The 17,738-nt window shown below is 69.3% G+C and carries 16 protein-coding genes; 1 reads left to right on the plus strand and 15 read right to left on the minus strand.

Features of this window, described 5'->3' with window-relative positions:
- Positions 1-11 precede the first annotated feature (11 nt).
- From ABL844_RS05915 to gspG, 14 genes are all read right to left on the minus strand, one after another.
- Positions 12-2,021 (minus strand): lipoxygenase family protein, encoded by a 2,010-nt coding sequence (locus ABL844_RS05915; protein ID WP_418130754.1) that lies wholly within the window; start codon positions 2,019-2,021, stop codon positions 12-14.
- 170 nt (positions 2,022-2,191) lie between these two features.
- Positions 2,192-3,583, minus strand: a complete 1,392-nt coding sequence (locus tag ABL844_RS05920; protein ID WP_418130755.1) for an 8-oxoguanine deaminase — start codon at positions 3,581-3,583, stop codon at positions 2,192-2,194.
- A gap of 56 nt (positions 3,584-3,639) precedes the next feature.
- Positions 3,640-4,539: a 5'-nucleotidase gene (locus ABL844_RS05925; RefSeq protein WP_126025672.1), complete on the minus strand. Its 900-nt coding sequence runs from the start codon at positions 4,537-4,539 to the stop codon at positions 3,640-3,642.
- Between the two features lie 34 nt (positions 4,540-4,573).
- Entirely contained in the window at positions 4,574-5,812 is a 1,239-nt protein-coding gene (gene gspF, locus ABL844_RS05930) for a type II secretion system inner membrane protein GspF (protein WP_418119282.1), read from the minus strand.
- Between the two features lie 18 nt (positions 5,813-5,830).
- Entirely contained in the window at positions 5,831-7,228 is a 1,398-nt protein-coding gene (locus tag ABL844_RS05935; RefSeq protein ID WP_126025674.1) for a GspE/PulE family protein, read from the minus strand.
- A gap of 11 nt (positions 7,229-7,239) precedes the next feature.
- A complete protein-coding gene (gene gspD, locus ABL844_RS05940; protein ID WP_418130756.1) occupies positions 7,240-9,576 on the minus strand; it encodes a type II secretion system secretin GspD in 2,337 nt (778 codons plus the stop codon).
- Between the two features lie 5 nt (positions 9,577-9,581).
- The gene (gspN, locus tag ABL844_RS05945; RefSeq protein ID WP_126025676.1) at positions 9,582-10,382 is read right to left on the minus strand and encodes a type II secretion system protein N; all 801 of its coding nucleotides are present in this window, start codon (positions 10,380-10,382) and stop codon (positions 9,582-9,584) included.
- Between the two features lie 22 nt (positions 10,383-10,404).
- On the minus strand, positions 10,405-10,953 hold the full coding sequence (gene gspM / locus ABL844_RS05950; RefSeq protein ID WP_126025677.1) for a type II secretion system protein GspM: 549 nt from the start codon (positions 10,951-10,953) through the stop codon (positions 10,405-10,407).
- The gene (gspL, locus tag ABL844_RS05955) at positions 10,950-12,161 is read right to left on the minus strand and encodes a type II secretion system protein GspL (protein WP_418130757.1); all 1,212 of its coding nucleotides are present in this window, start codon (positions 12,159-12,161) and stop codon (positions 10,950-10,952) included. The genes gspM and gspL overlap by 4 nt, the downstream gene beginning before the upstream one ends.
- 126 nt (positions 12,162-12,287) lie before the next feature.
- Positions 12,288-13,304, minus strand: coding sequence for a type II secretion system minor pseudopilin GspK (gene gspK / locus ABL844_RS05960; RefSeq protein WP_184634985.1), 1,017 nt, complete (start codon positions 13,302-13,304; stop codon positions 12,288-12,290).
- Positions 13,301-13,996, minus strand: coding sequence for a PulJ/GspJ family protein (locus ABL844_RS05965; protein WP_418119286.1), 696 nt, complete (start codon positions 13,994-13,996; stop codon positions 13,301-13,303). The genes gspK and ABL844_RS05965 overlap by 4 nt, the downstream gene beginning before the upstream one ends.
- Positions 13,997-13,999: 3 nt before the next feature.
- Positions 14,000-14,389 (minus strand): type II secretion system minor pseudopilin GspI, encoded by a 390-nt coding sequence (gene gspI, locus ABL844_RS05970; protein WP_418130758.1) that lies wholly within the window; start codon positions 14,387-14,389, stop codon positions 14,000-14,002.
- A complete protein-coding gene (locus ABL844_RS05975) occupies positions 14,386-14,901 on the minus strand; it encodes a prepilin-type N-terminal cleavage/methylation domain-containing protein (RefSeq protein WP_418130759.1) in 516 nt (171 codons plus the stop codon). The genes gspI and ABL844_RS05975 overlap by 4 nt, the downstream gene beginning before the upstream one ends.
- Positions 14,876-15,316, minus strand: coding sequence for a type II secretion system major pseudopilin GspG (gene gspG / locus ABL844_RS05980; protein ID WP_418130760.1), 441 nt, complete (start codon positions 15,314-15,316; stop codon positions 14,876-14,878). Before gspG ends, ABL844_RS05975 begins: the two co-directional genes overlap by 26 nt.
- Before the next feature lie 50 nt (positions 15,317-15,366).
- On the opposite strand from gspG, the gene ABL844_RS05985 reads away from it, so the two are divergent.
- A complete protein-coding gene (locus ABL844_RS05985; RefSeq protein WP_418130761.1) occupies positions 15,367-16,026 on the plus strand; it encodes a hypothetical protein in 660 nt (219 codons plus the stop codon).
- 59 nt (positions 16,027-16,085) lie between these two features.
- Here ABL844_RS05985 and ilvA read toward each other — a convergent pair whose 3' ends face one another.
- The gene (gene ilvA / locus ABL844_RS05990) at positions 16,086-17,702 is read right to left on the minus strand and encodes a threonine ammonia-lyase, biosynthetic (RefSeq protein WP_184634990.1); all 1,617 of its coding nucleotides are present in this window, start codon (positions 17,700-17,702) and stop codon (positions 16,086-16,088) included.
- Between the last annotated feature and the right edge of the window lie 36 nt (positions 17,703-17,738).

Below are 17,738 nucleotides of genomic sequence, written 5' to 3' on the forward strand. Positions count from 1 at the left end.
CGACCGATCGATCAGATGTTCGTGCTGGAGGGAATCCGGCTCGGCAGCAGATATTCGTAAGGCCGCGCGCGCGTCGTGTTGCGCTGGCCGATGGTCGCTTCGATGCCCGCAAGCGCATTGCGGAAGCGCTCCAGCGGCCCGCCTTGCCCGACGATGGCCGGGTCCAGAAGCACCGGCAGGTGCGGAAAGACGTTGTCCTTGTATTCGCCCAGCGGCCGGTAGTACACGCCGCCGAGGATGTGGAACAGCAGGATCTGCTCCTGCGCCGCCAGCCGCGAGGGCAGCATCTGCGACCAGCTCGCCTCGTTCTGGCCAGCGCCGCTCGTCGGTGCCGGCATCCCTTCGGCACCCGCGCTGAAGGGCGCATAGGTCATCACCGAATACTGCGGGAAATTCACCGCCGCGTGCTGCGCGCTGGCGTTGAAGATGATGGCGGTGAGCACGTCGGCCAGCTGCGCGCGCGTGGTGATCGCGCGGAAGCCGTGCACCTTGCCGCTGGTCGCCAGCTCGGAGGCCCAGGCCTTGAGCTCGTAGTCGCCGGTCACGTCGGCGTCGCTCAGGTAGTAGGTGGCCACGTAGTCGCCCACCCACTGCGCGATCGCGTTCCACACCAGCAGCGCGTCGTCGCGGTAGGGGTAGTCGGGCAGTGCCGCTGCGTCGTCCACGCCGCGCGTGCGCAGGTCGTTGGGCAGCATCATGCGGTCGTAGAAGTCGTAGGCCAGCCGGTCGCGTCCGCACTGCTGCTGCAGCGTCTCGATGGGCGCGGCGAGGATCACGTCGCCCGTGGTCAGCGGCGCCATGATGATCAGCGTCGCCGCCTCGTTGATGAACATCGCGCCTTCCAGGTGTGGCGACAGCAGCCGGCTCAGCGGATGCGCGGTCGCGAGCTGGCGCTGCGTGGCCATCGCGAAGGCTTCCGACATCAGGTGCGTGCGGCCCAGGTGCACGAACATCTCGTGGTAGTTGAAGTCGGCCACCTGCACCACGGTCTTGGCCGACTGCCAGGCCCAGTAGGCCTCGGCGTTGGCGGTGTCGTCCACGCGCAGGAAGATGGCGCTCGCGGCCGGGTCCTGCCCGCACTGGATGGCGACCGGCACCAGCGAACGGCCGGTCTTCGGCCGCGCGAACAGCGCAATGGGCGCCTGGATGTAGCCGGTGCCCGTGAGCGGCTTGACCTGCGCTCCGGCCGGCGCCATGTCTGCGAGGCCTTCGTAATCGAGGATATAGAGCCGACTCGACGAGGCAGCCTCGGCAAGGCTGTCGCCCGCGCCCATCACCTGCTGGTACTGCGCATTGCCGAGCGGGAACTTGGCCGGCAGCGCGGTCGCGCGCCGGATCAGCATCGGGTTGGGCCCGGCTACGCGCATGGCGGCGAACAGGTCGTTGTCGTGCCGCAGCTGAGCGATGGCGGGCTTCTCGATCGTGACGAACAGCGCGTCGTACTGCGCCACCGTCTTCGGTCCGTTCAGCGCGCCCAGCGGGCCTTGCGAGAGCAGGTCCTGGTGGATCTGCTTGAGCTGCGTGGCGATGTCGCCCGCCGTGCCGGTGAGCGTGCCGAGCAGCGTCAGAACCGCGGCCGGCAAGGTGGCCAGTCCGCTGTTGGCGGCCAGCAGCTGGTCGAAGCTGGCCTGCAGGCTCGCAAGCCGCGTGCGCAGGTTGTCCAGCGACTGCAGGCTGCCCGAGGCCAGCGCGCTGGTGGCGAACGAGGCCGCGAAGTTGGTGACGGCCTCCAGCGCCTTTGCAATCGTCTTGAGCTGGTGTTCGAGTGCCGGCAGTTCGGTGGCCGGCACCACCGCGCCCATCGGCACGCCAGCCAGGTTGATGTGCGATTCGGTCCAGAGATAGGTCGCCTGCCGACCCACCAGCTCCAACCGCCGCAGCGTGGCGCTGATCGGGTCGATCTTCTGCGGCAGCGTGGGCTTCGGCACCGGCAGTGCCGCCGATGCCGTGGATGTCTTGCCGGCCAGCAGGCCCAGGCCGCCCGCCGAGGCGGACCATTTGAGGATGTCTCTGCGCTTCATCGGGGAGTCCCTGTTGTTGTGAATCTTGGGAGGCCGACGGAAGGCTCGGCCACCAAATCGAACGCTCGTTCTATTTGGTGGGCGGATTCTGCGGAGGGGCTTGGGCGTTGGCAATCAGGGTTGCTGCCTACTCCGAGGCGCCTTCCCTGCAACGCCTGGTCAGGGCGTCGTCAGGCCGTATGCGGGTGCCGTGCGGCTTCGTACAGCGTGCGCGCCAGGTCGCGATGTCTGGCCAGCAGCGGTGCCAGCTCGAGCCCGGTGAATGCACCGCCGCGGATGCGCACCGCGCCGCCGATCACGCTCAGCGACACCGATGCCGGCGTGCAGAACACGAGCGCTGCCACCGGGTCGTGCCCCGCGCCAGCATGCGCGACGCCGCGCATGTCGAAGGCCACGATGTCGGCCGACATGTCGGGCGCGATGGCGCCGATGTCGTCGCGGCCCAGCACCTGGGCGCCGCCGAGCGTGGCGATCTCCAGCGCCTCGCGCGCCGTCATCGCCGCCGGGCCGTAGCCCACGCGCTGCAGCAGCATCGCCTGGCGCGCCTCGCCCAGCATGTGCGCGCCGTCGTTCGACGCGCTGCCGTCCACGCCCAGCCCCACCGGCACGCCAGCGCGACGCATCGCACCGATGGGCGCGATGCCCGAGGCCAGGCGCATGTTGGAGCAGGGGCAGTGCGCCACGCCCGTGCCGGTGCGGCCGAAGAGTGCGATGCCGGCCTCGTCGAGCTTCACGCAGTGCGCGTGCCACACGTCGCGGCCGACCCAGCCCAGGTCTTCGGCGTACTCGGCCGGCGTCATGCCGAACTTCTCGCGCGAGTAGGCGACGTCGTTGTCGTTCTCGGCCAGGTGCGTGTGCATCGACACGCCGCGCTCGCGCGCCAGTTCGGCCGACAGGCGCATCGGGTCGCGCGACACCGAGAAAGGCGAGCAGGGCGCGAGCACGATGCGGCGCATCGAGTGGCGCGAGGCATCGTGCCAGCGGCCGATGAGCCGCTCGCTGTCGCGCAGGATCGCTTCCTCGGTCTCGACCACCTCGTCGGGCGGCAGTCCGCCGGCGCTGCGGCCCACGCTCATGCTGCCGCGCGCCGCGTGGAAGCGCATGCCCATCGCGTCGGCCGCCTCGATCGAATCGTCGAGCCGCGAGCCGTTGGGGAACAGGTAGAGATGGTCGCTGGTGGTGGTGCAGCCCGAGAGCATCAGCTCGGCCATCGCCGTCTGCGTGGACACCCGGATCATCTCGGGCGTGATGCGTGCCCACAGCAGGTACAGGCTGGTGAGCCAGCCGAAGAGCTCGGCGTCCTGCGCCTCGGGCACCGCGCGCGTGAGGCTCTGGTACATGTGGTGATGCGTGTTGACCAGGCCGGGCATCACCACGTGGCCACGCATGTCGATGGCCTCGGCCTTGCCGTCGCGCAGGGCTTCAAGGTAGGCGATGGGCAGCTCGGCCGTGGGGCCGGCCCAGGCTATCGCGGGGCCGTCGCACACCACGGCGCCATCGGCGATCTCGCGCCGGGTGGCGTCCATGGTGACGAGAGTGTCGGCATGTCGGAGGATCAGCATGCCGGCATTCTTGTCCCCGGGCCGGGCGCGAGGCAAGCGCGCCGCGAGGCCGCCCCTCAGGACTCGTTGCTGATCCCGCTGCTCACATGCCCCGCCGGCACATGCCTCGAGGCCGCATCCACATGCCCCGTCTGGTCGTCGAAGAAGAAGTCGGGCTCGAACTCGCGCAGGAACTCGCCCTTGGGCAGGCCGCCGAGGAACATGGCCTCGTCGACGCGGATGTTCCACTTCATCAGCGTGCGGATGGCGCGTTCGTGTGCCGGTGCGCTGCGCGCGGTGACCAGCGCGGTGCGGATGCGCATCTTCGCGTTGCCGGCCAGTTGCAGGCGGTGCAGTGCGCTCAGCAGCGGCTTGAATGGCCCTTCGGGCAGGGGCAGGTCGGCCTTGCTGAGTTCGTGGGCCTGGAAGGCGTCGAGGCCTTCCTTCTGGTACACGCGCTCGGCCTCGTCGGAGAACAGCACGGCGTCGCCGTCGAAGGCGATGCGCACTTCGTTCGGCCAGGCGTCGCTCGCCTTTACCGATTCGACCAGCACGCGCGCGGCCGGAAAGCCGGCATTGAGCGCCTCGCGCACGTCCTGCGCATTGACCGACAGGAACAGGTGCGCGCGCAGCGGGCGCAGGTAGCCGAAGGGCGGGCGACCCTGGGTGAATACGCCGCGCTGCAGCTTGATGTCGGCCGCCGCGCTCGACCTGAAGATGCGCATGCCCGAGACCGGGTCGTTGCGCGAGAGGATCACCACCTCCACGCGCTGCACGCCGTCGTCGTTGAAGCGCAGCAGCTTGCGGATGAGCGAATAGGCAATGCCGGGCGCGGCCGGCACGTCGATGCGGTCGAGCTGCAGCTTCATGTAGCCCTCGTTGTCGCCGGCCTCGAAGACCTTGTTTTCTTCTTCGAGGTTGAACAGGGCGCGCGAGGAGATCGCGACCACGAGCTTGTCTTCGAGGGTTACGGGCATGTCGAGTACGTCCTGCGCTGCTGGCTGGCCGTCGTCACTTGACGAATTGATTCAGCTGGATGATCGGCAGCATCACCGCCAGCACGATCAGCATCACCACCCCGCCCATCGCCACGATCAGCAGCGGCTCCAGGATGGTGGCGAGGTGCATCGCGCGGCGCTGCACTTCGGCGCCGAGCTGGTTGGCGGCGCGCTGCAGCATCAGCGGCAGGGTGCCGGTCTGCTCGCCGAGGCGGGCGAACATCGACACCAGGCCCGGAAAGCGTTTCTTCTGCGCCAGCGCGGAGGCCAGCGGCGCGCCTTCGCGCACCAGCACCAGCGCGTCGAGCGCGTCGGCGCGCATAGCGCGGTTGCCCAGCGTCTCGGAAGCTGCCTGCAGCGCGCGCAGGATCGGCACGCCGGCCGTGGCCAGCATGGCGAGCGTGCTCGCGAAGCGCGCCGCGTTGTAGCCGCGCGCGAGCTTGCCCACCAGCGGCAGCTTCAGCCAGGCCGAATCGAACTTCAGGCGCAGCGCTTCCTGCGCCAGCGCGAGCCGCGTGCCGATGGCGGCGAGCACCACGCCCGCCAGCATCCACCAGCCGTAGTTGCGCACGCCGGAGCTCAGCGAGAGCATCACCGTGGTGAGGAACGGCAGCGAGCGCTTGGTGCCTGCGAACACCTGCGCCACCTGCGGCACCACGTAGCTCACGAGGAAGATCACGATCACGATCGCCACCAGCGTGACGATGGCCGGGTACAGCGCCGCGCCGATCAGCTTCTGCTGCAGCGCCTGGCGCTCCTCGAGGTCGTCGGCGAGGCGGTCGAGCACGAGGCCGAGGTTGCCGCTCTGCTCGCCGGCGCCGATCACGGCCGTGTAGATGGGCGAGAACTCGCGCGGATGCGCCGACAGCGCCCGCGCGAACGGCGAGCCTGCGTTGACCTCGGCGCGCAGCGACGCGACAAGATTGCGCTGCTGGTCGGACTCGGCCTCGTCGGTCAGCGCCGTGAGCGCGCGTTCCAGCGGCAGGCCCGACGAGACGAGGCCGGCGAGCTGCCGCGTCCACACGGCGAGCCCGGTGGAGTTGAACACGCGCTTGCCGCCGCCCAGCCAGCGCCCGAGTCCGCTGCGCTGGCCACCACCGCCGGCATGCTCGCTGCCAACCGGCTTGACCGACAGCGGAATGAGCGCCTGAGCCCGCAGCAGGCTGCGCGCGCTGCGGGCGGTGTCGGCCTCGAGAACGCCTTCGCGCGACTGGCCGCTGGCGTCGATGGCTTCGAATGCGTAGGCGGGCATCTCTTCTCTTCTTGCTCGCTACTCGCGCGTGACGCGCAGCAACTCGGCGCGCGAGGTGATGCCGGCCTGTACCAGCCGCTCGCCGTCCTCGCGCATGGAGCGCAGGCCGCCGCGTTCGCCGGCCTCGAAGAGCTGGCTCTCGGCCGCCTTGCCGTGGATGAGCGCCTGCACTTCGTCGTCCGCCACCAGCAGCTCGAAGATGCCGGTGCGGCCCTGGTAGCCGGTCTGGCCGCAGGCCTCGCAGCCCGCGCCGCCGCACGAGGTGCAGACCTTGCGCACGAGGCGCTGGGCGAGCACGCCCAGCAGCGACGAGCTCAGCAGGAAAGGCTCCACGCCCATGTCGGTAAGGCGCGTGACGGCGCTGACCGAGTCGTTGGTGTGCAGCGTGGCCAGCACGAGGTGGCCGGTCAGCGAGGCCTGGATGGCGATCTGCGCGGTTTCGAAGTCGCGGATTTCGCCGATCATGATCACGTCCGGGTCCTGCCGAAGGATGGCGCGCAGGGCCTTGGCGAAGGTGAGTTCGATCTTTGCGTTGATCTGCGTCTGGCCCACGCCCGGCAGCTCGTATTCGATGGGGTCTTCCACCGTCATGATGTTGCTGCGGGTGGCGTCGAGCCGGGCCAGCGCTGCGTACAGCGTGGTGGTCTTGCCCGAGCCCGTGGGGCCGGTCACGAGGATGATGCCGTGCGGCTGCGCGATGAGCTTCTCGAAGCGCTCCAGCGTGTCGCCCTGCATGCCCACCGATTCGAGCGTGAGCTTCGATTCGCTCTTGTCCAGCAGGCGCAGCACCGCGCGCTCGCCGTGCGCGCTGGGCAGCGTCGACACCCGCACGTCGACCGCGCGCGTGCCGATGCGCAGCGAGATGCGCCCGTCCTGCGGCAGCCGCTTCTCGGAGATGTCGAGGTCGGCCATGATCTTCAGGCGCGAGATCAGCGCCGCGTGCAGCGCGCGGTTGGGCTGCACCACCTCGCGCAGCGTGCCGTCGATGCGAAAGCGCACGGAAGACGTGCGCTCGTAGGGCTCGATGTGGATGTCGCTGGCGCCGTCGCGCGCGGCCTGCGTGAGCAGGGCGTTCAGCATGCGGATGATGGGCGCGTCGCCGGCGCTTTCCAGCAGGTCTTCCACCGCCGGCAGCTCCTGCATCATGCGCGAGAGGTCGGCGTCGCTCTGCACCTCGCTGACCACCGCGGCGGCGCTCGATTCGCCCTGCGCATAGGCCGCGCTGATGCGCTGCGCCAGCGGACCGTCGGCCAGCACCTCGAATGCCTGCACGCCGTATTTGCGCGAGACCTCGCCGACCGCGCTGCGCGCCGGGGTGCTCGACATCCACAGCGTGTAGCGGCCGTCGTCGGTCTCTTCCAGCAGCAATTGCTGGCTGCGTGCGAAGGCGTAGGGCAGGGGATAGCGGTTGGACATCGGAAACAGTATCAGGGCAGTTCCCGCGCGCTCACCGGGTCGCCGGTGGGGGGCAGTGCGCCACGCAGGGGGCTGGGCGCCAGTTTGCGGCTGTCCGCGGCAGGTTGCGATGGCGGGATCAGCTGGGTGCCTTCGAGGCGCGAGCCGCCGCGCGCGGCGGTGGAGGCCGAGGGTGCTGGAGCCGCCGAAGTCGGGGCCAGGGCACGCGAGGGGGGCGCCAGTTCGGGCAGGATGTTCGAGCCGCTCACGCCGCGCAGCATCACGTTGGAGGTGTCGGGCTGCGTGCGCTGCTGCATGCCGCGGATCTCGTCGTAGCGGTCGTACGCGAAGGCTTCGGTGGCGCTGGCATCGCGCATCACCGCCGGGCGCAGGAACATCATGAGGTTGATCTTCTCGCGCGTGCGGGCCTGGCTCTTGAACAGGTTGCCGAGCACCGGAATGTCGCCTGCGAGCGGCACCTTCTCGACCGTGTTGCCGTAGCTGTCGGACAGCAGGCCGCCGAGCATCACGAGGCCGCCGTCTTCCACCAGCACGCTCGATTCGATGGAGCGCTTGTTGGTGGTGGGACCGTTCTGGTTGTTGACGGTGTTTCCGTCGACCGTGGAGGTCTCCTGGAAGATCGTCAGCTTCACCGTGCCGTTCTCGTTGATGGTCGGGCGCACGCGCAGCGTGAGGCCCACGTCCTTGCGCTCGACGGTGGTGAACGGGTTGACGCCGACCGAGCCCGAGGTGCTGGCGTACTGGCCGGTCACGAAGGGCACGTTCTGGCCGATGACGATCTTGGCTTCCTCGTTGTCCAGCGTCAGCAGGTTGGGCTTGGACAGCACGTTGGCGTCCTTGTCGCTGTCGAAGAAGCTGGCGATCGCGCCCAGGATGTACTGGCCGCCGACCTTGCCGGCGATGCCGAGGTTCGCGCCCGGCGTGATCGCGCCGGCCAGGCCGGCGGCGTTGCGCGTGGCCAGCGCCTGGGTCAGCGTCAGCAGGTTGGCTCCGGCCACCGAGGAGTTGGTGCCGATCACCGCGTTGTTGCCCAGCGCGCTTTGCCACTGCACGCCGAACTTCGCGGCGGCCGTGTCGCTCACCTCGACGATCAGCGCCTCGATCATGACCTGCGCTCGCCGTCCGTCCAGCCTGTCGATCACCGCGCGCATCTGCCTGTACTGCGGCTCGGGCGCGGTGATGATCAGCGAGTTGGTCGACGGGTCGGCCTGGATCTGACCGCCGGTGGACGGCTGGTTGGCGTTGTTGAGCGGCGCGCTGGCGGCCGCAGATGCCCCCGACTGGCTGCTGTTGTTCAGGTTGACCTGCATGGCCTGCGGCGTGCTCTGCTGCGGCACGGCGCTGGCCGTGGCGCCCGGCGTGCCCGGCGTGGTGTTCAACTGGTTGGCGGCCATCGCCGCGCGCAGCGTGGCCGCGAGGCGCACCGCGTCGGCGTTCTTCAGGTACACCACGTAGATGTTGCCGGCCGCGCCGTTGCTGCCCTCGACGGCGGGGCGGTCGAGCTTGTCCACCAGCGTGCGGATCAGCGCCACGCGGGCCGGGTTGGCCGCGCGGATGATCAGCGAGTTGCTGCGCGGATCGGCCATGAGCGTGGTGCGGAACGACGCGTCGGCCGCGCCGGGAGCCGCCGGCGCACCCGGTGCGCCCGAGCCGCCGCCGTCCACCAGCCGCTGTACCAGCGGCACCATGTCGGTGGCCACCGAGTGCTTGAGCTGGATGATCTCGATGTCGGAGGCGTTCGGCACGTCCAGCGACGCGATGATGCGCGCCAGGCGGCGCATGTTGTCGGCGTAGTCGGTGATCACGAGCGAGTTGTTGCCCGGGTTCACGTTGATGGTGTTGTTCGGCGGAATCAGCGGGCGCAGCACCGGCAGCAGGTTGTTCGGCGACTCGTAGTTGAGCCTGAAGATCTGCGTGACGATCTGGTTGCTGCCGCTGGACGCCGTGGCGCTGATGGAGGTGTTGACGGTGCTGCTCTGCAACTTGGCGTCGGCCTCGGGCACCACCTTGTAGAGGCCGTCGGCTTCCACCACCGCGAAGCCCTGCAGGCGCAGTGCCGAGGCGAACTGGTTGAAGGCCGCGGCCGGCTGGATCGCGCGGTCGGTGACCAGGTTCATCGTGCCCTTCACGCGCGGGTCGACCACCACGTCGCGGCCGGTGACCACGGCCATGGTGCGGGCCACGGCCTCGATGTCGGCGTTGGAGAAGTTCAGCGTGATCGGCTCGCCGCGGCGCGGCGCGTCGCCGGTCTGCGCGAACGCGGCGGGCGCGGCCTGCAGGAACGTGGCGGCGATCAGCACGCGCACGGCGAGCGCGACGGTGCCGGTCGAAAACAGTGGCTTCATCATGAGGATCAACCCAGGGTGATGATCGAACGCGCGTTGTCGCGCCGTCCGATGATGTTCAACAAATTGGAAAGAGCGTCTTCGCGGCCGGGCGCGGCACTGGCTTCGCCGTTGAAGCGGAAGGAAGTGCCGGTCCAGCTGCCGCTGCCGTTGAGCTCGAGGCTGCCCTCGCGCGTGCTCAGCAGCAGCGTGGGGCGGCTGCCGCCTTCGAGCGTGAGCCGGTAGCTGCCCATCGGCCGCAGCGTCGACAGGCTGGAGGAAACATCGGTGGCGTCGAGCGTCGCCTGGCCGGCGATGCGCAGCGCGGGGCCGTCCCACTGCATCGAGAAGGCCTTGGTGTTCAGGTCGAGCGCGCCTTCGAGCTTGAGCGTGTTCCACGGCGCGCCCAGCCCCATGAGCAGGGTGGCGGGCCAGCGCGAGCGGCTGTCCTGCCAGGCGAGCTGCATGCCGCCGGCGCGCGGACTGGCCTTGAGTTCGATCGGCTGCGCGGCGCAGCACGGCAGATCGAGGCTGGCGGCGATGCCGTTCCAGCTCGGGCGCATGCGCCAGTGCAGCAGGCCGGGCAGCGACACCGCCTGCATGCCGCCCGCGCCGCTGGCGAGGACCACGGCGGCCGTGCCGTTCCATACGGTGCCACGCGGGTTGGTCAGCACGAGGCGGCCCTGGCTCCAGCTCGACAGCGCCGCCGACAGCCAGCGGGCCGGCGCGAACAGCACCACCGCCAGCAGCACGCCGGTGACGGCGCCGAGCAGGGCCCAGCGCCAGCCGCGGCGGGGTCGGGGTTCGGGGATCGGAGGGCGGCTCAGCATGCGGGTCGTCTGCCGTTCTTTCTCAGCGCGCCGCGGGCAGCGCCATGACGACGGTGCCGTCCCAGCGGACCTGCGGTGTCCTGGGCGCGTCCTTGGCGGCGGGCGAAGATGGCGGCGGCGTCGAGGCCGGCGCGCGGGTCAGGTGGACTTCGCGCGGCACCGCATGCGCATTGCCGCGGGCCTGGCCGAGCCACTGGGCGACGGTGGCGGCGGGCGCCGCGCGCAGCGAGACGGTGGCGGCGCCGTCACCTCCCGATGCCATGAGCTGCGCGTTGCTCGTGCCCAGGCTCTCGCGCACGGAGGTTTCGAGCGCGCGCATCGCGTCGTCGCGGTTCAGGCGGGGCTGCGACTGCAGGGCCTTGGCGCGGGCCTGCAGGGTGGCCATCTGCTGCAGCTGCGCATCGAGCTGAGCGTGTTCGGCCGGCGCCGCGGACAGTGTGCGCAGCGCGGGAGCGAGCGCGATCCACCAGAGCAGGGCCAGCGCCACGAGGGCCGCGGCGGCATAGACCATGCGGCGCTCGCGCACTTCCAGGGTGGCCCAGCGGGCCTTGAGCTGTTCGCTGAAGTTCATCGGTTGGCCTCGGCCTGTACCAGCAGGAGGTCGCCTTCGGTGCGCACGTTGTAGCCGCGTGGCGCCATCGCATTGGTGATCTGCGAGACCTCCGACGGCTGCAGCCCGAGGCCGCGCAGGCGCAGCTGGCCGGCGCTGTAGTCGACAGCACTCGGTACCTTGCCGGGTGGCAGGACGCCGGCGAGCGCGCCGACCATGGGTTCGAAGTCGCTGTTCGCCACGTCGCCCACGGCCTGCTGCAGCGATGCGACCTCGCGTTGCATCTGCACCGGCGCGTCGACCACGATCTTCACGGATGGGAAGGTCTGCGTCAGCATCGCCTTGGCGGCCTGGCGCTTCGATTCGAGCGCGTTGCGCTCCTTCCAGGCCCAGGCGTTCAGGCCGATCAGCTGGGTCAGCAGCAGCGCGACCACGCCCCAGCGCGCGGCGCGCCATTCGGGCGCATAGCGCAATGTTTGAATCACCGAGGCGAACTTCTTGCCGGCACGTGCGCGGCCGGTGACCGCGAGGTCGAACTGAGCGAGCTCCCAGGGCGTGCGCGCGGCCTGCAGCCAGCGCTGCGGCGACTGCACGATGGGCACGCGGCGCTGCAGCAGCGATTCGGCGGCCTCGGCCACGGCGGGCTCGGTGGAGATGACGGCGGTGTCCAGCGGCAGGCCGTCCGACAGCGCCTGCCCCGCGCCGGCCAGCGGCAGCGAGACCACGCCGTCGGCATCGCACACCGTGAGCCGCGGCGTCTCGGGCTCGCCGGTGACCAGCAGCAGCGGCGGGCCGTCCGCCGGCTGGGGAGTGAATTCGGGAACGATGCGCACCACGCGCCGGCCGGCCGCTTCGAGCCCGTGCACGATGCTGCGCAGCCAGATGCGATTGCAGGCCGCGACCCAAACGGGCGCGCCGGCCTTGGCGTCGGGCTCGAGCGCGAAGTGCAGGGCCTCGGGCTCGTCGAGCAGGTGTTCTTCGAGAAGGCCGTCGAGCACGGCGCGCAGCTTCGAGGCGCTGCCCATGCTGCCCTTGGGCAGCGTGATGCGGTGCCAGGAGAGCGCGGCGGAAGGAATGCCGAGCATGACCTCCGTGCTCGAGGGCAGCAGCGCCAGCAACGCCCGGCCCTGGTTGCGCAACGCAATGCCGTCGTCGCCTGCCTGGGCCCAGTCGTACTCGCCCGCGGCATCGGCCGGAGGGAGGGGGGCAATGAGCAGCAGGGGAGTCATGTGGATCTTGGAAAAGCCGGTGATTGTAGGTGCGCGTCCGACACGATGGCGCTCTGTTTTTCATAGCGTATCACGCTGATGTGACGCGCTCTGGAAGGCTTTTTGGCTACAAATAATGCATCGAAATCAGGGTTTGACCGGAGTGAGCGTTGCGCCGGCGCCGCGCGTGCGCCAGATCGTCGTCACCGTGACACCGCTTCGCTGTAGCAACGAGCGTTCCTCCACGTAGGTGCGATCGAGGCGCAGCTTGCCGTAGACCTCGAAGAACTGTGTGCCCACGCCGTGCTGGGCTGCGTTGAAGGGCGCGCTGCCGCTGGGCAGGGCGGCGTTGGCGGCGGCGATGTCCTTGAAGAAGGCGCGCGAGCGGCGGTCCACCAGCTGGCGCGCGCTGGCGATGTTGAGCGACTCCATGCTGGCGCTGATCGCCTCGGCGCTCGCGGTATTGAGGTTGAGCGTGGTCTTCACCGGCAGGATCGTCACGTACGGTTCGAGCGCCGCGGCCGTCGAGGCCGACAGACCCAGCCACACCAGCTGCGAGACCTGCTGCGGCATGAGCGGCGCGGCGCTGGAATCGACACCGCTGCTGCTGCCGTCGGTCGCAGTGCCCGTGGCAAGCGCGGCAGCGAGGCCAGTGGTCATCAGGCTGAGCTCCGACACGGGCAGGCCCAGCAGGTTGAACAGCCGCGTGAAGGTGGCGACGGCCGCCGGCACCGGCTTGCCGTTGTCGACCAGCGAAAGCACGTTGAGCTTGGACTGCGCATCGACGATGCGGCCCGAGAGAAAGGCGTCGGGCAGTCCTTCGAGGTTGTCGCTCGCCACGTTCTTCTCGGCCGAGAGGAAACTGGTGAGCCGCGCCTCTTCCAGCGGCACGGCCCAGGGCTCGCCCAGGTGGTCGGGGCCGCCGGCGCGGCCGTCTTCGCCGAGGATGAGGCGCGACCAGTCGAGCGCGCCGATCAGCACCCAGGCCGCCTGCACGCGCGCCCGCTCGGCGCCTTCGACCTCGGCCGAGCGCCACTGCTGCCACAGCGCCGCGGCGGCGAAGGTGGCCACCAGCATCACGGTCAGCATCGCGGCGAGCAGGGCGGCGCCGCGCTGGCGCGATCGCTTGCTGCCGTCGTTGGTCCTTGCGGGCGTCTGCGTCATGAGGTTTTCGGCGCTCCGACGGTCGGCTTGACCCAGTCGCGCGTGAGCGTGCCCGAGAGGCCTTCGCCGGGCGGCAGCGTGATGACGAGGCGTACGCCGTCCGGCATGGCGACGACGGGGCCCGAGGGGTTGTTGGGGTTGGGCTGGGTGACGGGCAGCTGGCTGGCCGGCACCCAGCTGTTGTCGCGGAAGAAGAAGATCTGCCAGCTGTTGGCCGGCACCAGCGCCACGTCGCTGTAGCCGCCGTTCGAGCCGGCGCCGCCGTCCTGCGCCCAGGCGGCCGCCAGGTTCCAGGCCTGCTGCCATTCGCCGCGCGTGGTGAAGGGCAGCGATTGCCAGCGCCGCCAGCGCACGCCGTCGGGGCCGGACTTCAGCGTCCACGCCACCACCTGCACCGACGGCGCGGTGTCGTCGCTGCCGCGGCGCGTGAGCCGCAGCACCCGGCCGTCCCAGTCGATGGGGCGGGTCTGGGCGAGCGTGGTCACGGCGTCGAGGTCGGCTCCCCATTGCGCCAGCGTGGCCTGCAGCGTGAGCACGGCGTCGGCGCGCTGCTGGTTCTGGGTGGTGGCGCGCGACATGCTGTCGAGCCCGCGCCAGCTCACCAGCGAGAGCAGCGCCATCACCGCGATGGCGACAAGCAGCTCGATCAGCGTGAAGCCGCGCGCGGTGCGAGCGCCAGGGTGTCGCTGCATCGCTCAGTACCTCCCCACCACGGTGGAGATGCGCAGGATGGGCGAGTCGGCCTGGTCGCGCACCTGCACGTCGACGCGCCGGAAGTTCGGGTTCAGCGTCGGGATGGTCGAGGTGGTCACGTTGAACGAAATGCCGGCCTGCAGGCAGATCGACCCCGAATCGCCCAACGCCGGCATCTGGCGCGAGAGGCGGGCCTTGGCCAGCTCGTTCTCGGCGCACAGGTCGGCCAGCACGAGGTCGGACTGGCGCTGCGCATTGCGTGTGAGCGACATGGTGGCCTGCGAGCCCGCGGCCAGCGCGATCGCGACGATGCCGAGCGCGATCAGCACCTCGATCAGCGTGAAGCCGCCGATGCGGGAGCGCGAAGCAAGCGGGCGCCGCGTATTTCTCATTGAACCGCCGAGACGGTGAAGGGGCGCGCGCCGTCGGTCGAGATGCGCAGGGCGCGCGCGGGCGGGCCGGCGGAATAGAGCATGACCTGCTGCGCCGCGATGATCGGGTCGGGCCCGAGCTGCAGTGCCGGAATCAGCGTGCCGTTGGCGAGCGACACCTGGGCGGTGATGCCGTCGGCGGCCCAGCCGTCGGGCAGCGAGCCAGGCAGCAGGCCGTCGAACCTGAAACTGCCTTCCACCGGCCGCCAACGCACCACGATGCCGCTGGCGCGCGACTGGGCGCGAGCCGATTCGAGCAGGGCGGCCAGGCGGTCGGCTTCTCGGTCGAGGTTGGCGGCGTTGGTGTCGCGGATGGCGAAGCTCACGGCGGCGGTGGCGATCGCGATGATGGCGATCACCACGATCAGCTCCAGCAGCGTGAAGCCGCCTGGCCGTTGGAGGCGGCGTGAATGGGGAGTGCGGAGCGGCGCGTCCGAGCCGCCGCTGCTACTGCCAGCTGCCGATGTCGGCATTCTTGCCCTCGCCGCCGCTCTGGCCGTCGGCGCCGAACGAGAGCACGTCGATCTCGCCCTTGATGCCCGGGTTCAGGTACTGGTAGGGGTGGCCCCAGGGATCGTTGGGCAGCTTCTCGACGTAGGGCTTCCAGTTGGGGGCGGCCGGACCGGTGGTCGGGCGGGTGAGCAGCGCCTGCAGGCCCTGCTCGGCGGTGGGATAGCGCTGGTTGTCCAGGCGGTAGAGCTTGAGCGCCTGCATCAGGTTGTTGATGTCGGTCCGGGCGGCAGTCACGCGGGCGTCGTCGGCGCGCTCGATCACGTTCGGGACGATGAGTGCCGCCAGCACGCCGATGATGACCAGCACGACCATCAGCTCGATCAGCGTGAAGCCGCGTTGGGCGGTACGGGTAGCGGCACGGATGAATTTGTTCATAGCTTGGGCAGACATGATTCGGAAGGCGCGCTGCATGATAATCCGCGGCCATGACAAGTCCTTACTCCGCCGCCCGCTGGCATGCCCCACTTGCAACGACGGGGCTTTGGGCGCTGGCGGCCGGTGCCGCGGTGTTCTGGTCGCTGCGGCTGGCGTCGCCGACCGATGCCGTCGCCGCTGCCGCGACCATGCCCCGGCCCTCGGTGGCGGCGGACTCCGACTCGGTGGCGCGTCTGCTGGGCGTGCTGCCCGAGTCCCGCACGGCGCCTGTGGCCCCGGAAGCCGCCAGCCGCTTCGCGTTGTCCGGTGTGGTGGCCGATCCTTCCAGGCAGGGAGCGGCGCTGATTTCCATCGATGGCAAGCCGCCGCGGCCGTTCCGCGTCGGCTCGACGGTCGGCGAGAGCTACGTGCTGCAGTCGGTAGGTCTGCGCTCGGCGACGATCGGATTGCGTGCCGATGGCCCGGCGGCATTCACGCTGCAGCTGCCGGTGCGTGCGCCGATCAGCGTTTCCACTCCCGCGCTGGCGGCGGCACCGATGGTGGCTGTGCCGCCCCCCCCGGCCATGCCCGCCGTGGCGGCTCCGCCGCAGATGCATCAGCAGCAGATGCAGCCTCCTCCGCCGCCGCCGGCTGGCTCGCTGTTGCAGCAACAGCAGCAACCGGCCGCCATGGGAGCGCCACCGCAGCAGCAACAGGCGGCTACCCAGTAATTTTCTTCAGGATTTCGGTTCGATGAAGCGAAGCCGGCCTTGCGCCGGCTTCTGCTTTTTCAGGCCTGGAGGAAGAGCCGGTAGGCCGGATTGGCAGTTTCCTCGACGTAGGGATAGCCCAGCGTCTTGAGGAAGGCGTCGAACTCGGCGGATTCGCCGGCCGGCACCTGCAGGCCGACGAGGATGCGGCCGTAGTCCGCGCCCTGGTTGCGGTAGTGGAACAGGCTGATGTTCCAGCTCGGCTGCATCAGGCTCAGGAACTTGAGCAGAGCGCCCGGCCGCTCGGGAAACACGAAGCGCAGCAGGCGCTCGTCGTGCGCAAGGCCGGTGCGTCCACCCACCAGATGCCGCAGATGCTCCTTGGCGAGTTCGTCGTGCGTGAGGTCGAGCGCGTCGAATCCGTGCGCGGCGAAGGTCCGTGCGATGACGGCCGATTCGCCCCGCGTCGAGGTCGTGAGGCCGACGAACACATGCGCCTTGGCTGCATCGCTTATGCGGTAGTTGAACTCCGTCACGTTGCGCAGCGCGCCGCCGCCGGTGCCCGGAGCTTCCGAATCGCTGGCGGGCATCTCGCCGATCAGTTCGCAGAAGCGGCGGAAGCTGCCGCGCTCTTCGGGCATGGTGACGGCAAACAGGGCTTCACGTTCTTCGCCGACCTCGGCGCGTTCGGCTACGAAACGCAGCCGGTCGAAGTTCATGTTCGCGCCGCACAGGATCGCCGCATAGGTTTCGCCATGGCGGCCATGCTGCGCGACGTATTCCTTGATGGCAGCGACCGCCAGCGCACCCGCGGGCTCGACGATGCTGCGCGTGTCCACGAAGATGTCCTTGATGGCAGCGCACACGGCATCGGTGTCGACGGCGATGTAGTCGTCGACCAGGTCGCTGGCGATGCGGAAGGTTTCCTCGCCGACGAGCTTGACGGCCGTGCCGTCCGAGAACAGGCCGACGTCGGGAAGGCTCACGCGCTGGTGGGCTGCGACCGATTGCATCATCGCGTCGGAGTCGTTCATCTGCACGCCGATCACCTTGATCTCGGGGCGCACCGCCTTGATGTAGTTGGCCACGCCGGAGATCAGGCCGCCGCCGCCGATCGCAACGAACACCGCATCCAGCGGGCCCTGGTGCTGCCGCAGTATTTCCATGGCGATGGTGCCCTGGCCCGCGATGACGTCCGGGTCGTCGAAGGGATGCACGAAGGTCAGGTTTTGCTTTGTCTGCAAATCGAGTGCGTGCAGATAAGCATCCGAATAGCTGTCGCCATGCAGCACGATTTCTCCGCCGAAACCGCGCACCGCATCGATTTTGAGTTTCGGAGTGGTCACCGGCATCACGATCACCGCGCGAGTGCCGAGCTTGCGGGCACCCAATGCAACGCCTTGTGCGTGATTGCCGGCCGATGCGCAAATCACGCCGCTTGCCAATTGGGCTGCACTCAGATGAGCCATCTTGTTATAGGCGCCGCGCAGCTTGAAGCTGAAAACCGGTTGCTGGTCTTCGCGCTTCAATAGAACTGTGTTGCCGAGTCGCTCGCTCAGCGCGCGCGCTTTCTCCAGCGCGGACTCGACAGCAACGTCGTAGACCCGGGCATTGAGAATTTTTCTGAGATAGTCGGCGGGCGTCAGCGTTGTTTTAAGAGGTGCGTCTTGCACGATTTTTTCCAAGGGAGTTTTCATTTGCTAACTGCCGATGATAAGAGGCATCGAGATTGC

It is taken from the genome of Variovorax sp. 278MFTsu5.1 (genome assembly GCF_048305045.1).
Lineage (GTDB): Bacteria > Pseudomonadota > Gammaproteobacteria > Burkholderiales > Burkholderiaceae_C > Variovorax > Variovorax guangxiensis.

What these genes read in the sequence shown, in the direction of transcription:
- ABL844_RS05915 (WP_418130754.1), bottom strand. Translation starts at nt 2,021, where the DNA reads ATGAAGCGCAGAGACATCCTCAAATGGTCCGCCTCGGCGGGCGGCCTG.
- ABL844_RS05920 (WP_418130755.1), bottom strand. Translation starts at nt 3,583, where the DNA reads ATGCTGATCCTCCGACATGCCGACACTCTCGTCACCATGGACGCCACC.
- ABL844_RS05925 (WP_126025672.1), bottom strand. Translation starts at nt 4,539, where the DNA reads ATGCCCGTAACCCTCGAAGACAAGCTCGTGGTCGCGATCTCCTCGCGC.
- gspF (WP_418119282.1), bottom strand. Translation starts at nt 5,812, where the DNA reads ATGCCCGCCTACGCATTCGAAGCCATCGACGCCAGCGGCCAGTCGCGC.
- ABL844_RS05935 (WP_126025674.1), bottom strand. Translation starts at nt 7,228, where the DNA reads ATGTCCAACCGCTATCCCCTGCCCTACGCCTTCGCACGCAGCCAGCAA.
- gspD (WP_418130756.1), bottom strand. Translation starts at nt 9,576, where the DNA reads ATGATGAAGCCACTGTTTTCGACCGGCACCGTCGCGCTCGCCGTGCGC.
- gspN (WP_126025676.1), bottom strand. Translation starts at nt 10,382, where the DNA reads ATGCTGAGCCGCCCTCCGATCCCCGAACCCCGACCCCGCCGCGGCTGG.
- gspM (WP_126025677.1), bottom strand. Translation starts at nt 10,953, where the DNA reads ATGAACTTCAGCGAACAGCTCAAGGCCCGCTGGGCCACCCTGGAAGTG.
- gspL (WP_418130757.1), bottom strand. Translation starts at nt 12,161, where the DNA reads ATGACTCCCCTGCTGCTCATTGCCCCCCTCCCTCCGGCCGATGCCGCG.
- gspK (WP_184634985.1), bottom strand. Translation starts at nt 13,304, where the DNA reads ATGACGCAGACGCCCGCAAGGACCAACGACGGCAGCAAGCGATCGCGC.
- ABL844_RS05965 (WP_418119286.1), bottom strand. Translation starts at nt 13,996, where the DNA reads ATGCAGCGACACCCTGGCGCTCGCACCGCGCGCGGCTTCACGCTGATC.
- gspI (WP_418130758.1), bottom strand. Translation starts at nt 14,389, where the DNA reads ATGAGAAATACGCGGCGCCCGCTTGCTTCGCGCTCCCGCATCGGCGGC.
- ABL844_RS05975 (WP_418130759.1), bottom strand. Translation starts at nt 14,901, where the DNA reads ATGCCGACATCGGCAGCTGGCAGTAGCAGCGGCGGCTCGGACGCGCCG.
- gspG (WP_418130760.1), bottom strand. Translation starts at nt 15,316, where the DNA reads ATGAACAAATTCATCCGTGCCGCTACCCGTACCGCCCAACGCGGCTTC.
- ABL844_RS05985 (WP_418130761.1), top strand. Translation starts at nt 15,367, where the DNA reads ATGACAAGTCCTTACTCCGCCGCCCGCTGGCATGCCCCACTTGCAACG.
- ilvA (WP_184634990.1), bottom strand. Translation starts at nt 17,702, where the DNA reads ATGAAAACTCCCTTGGAAAAAATCGTGCAAGACGCACCTCTTAAAACA.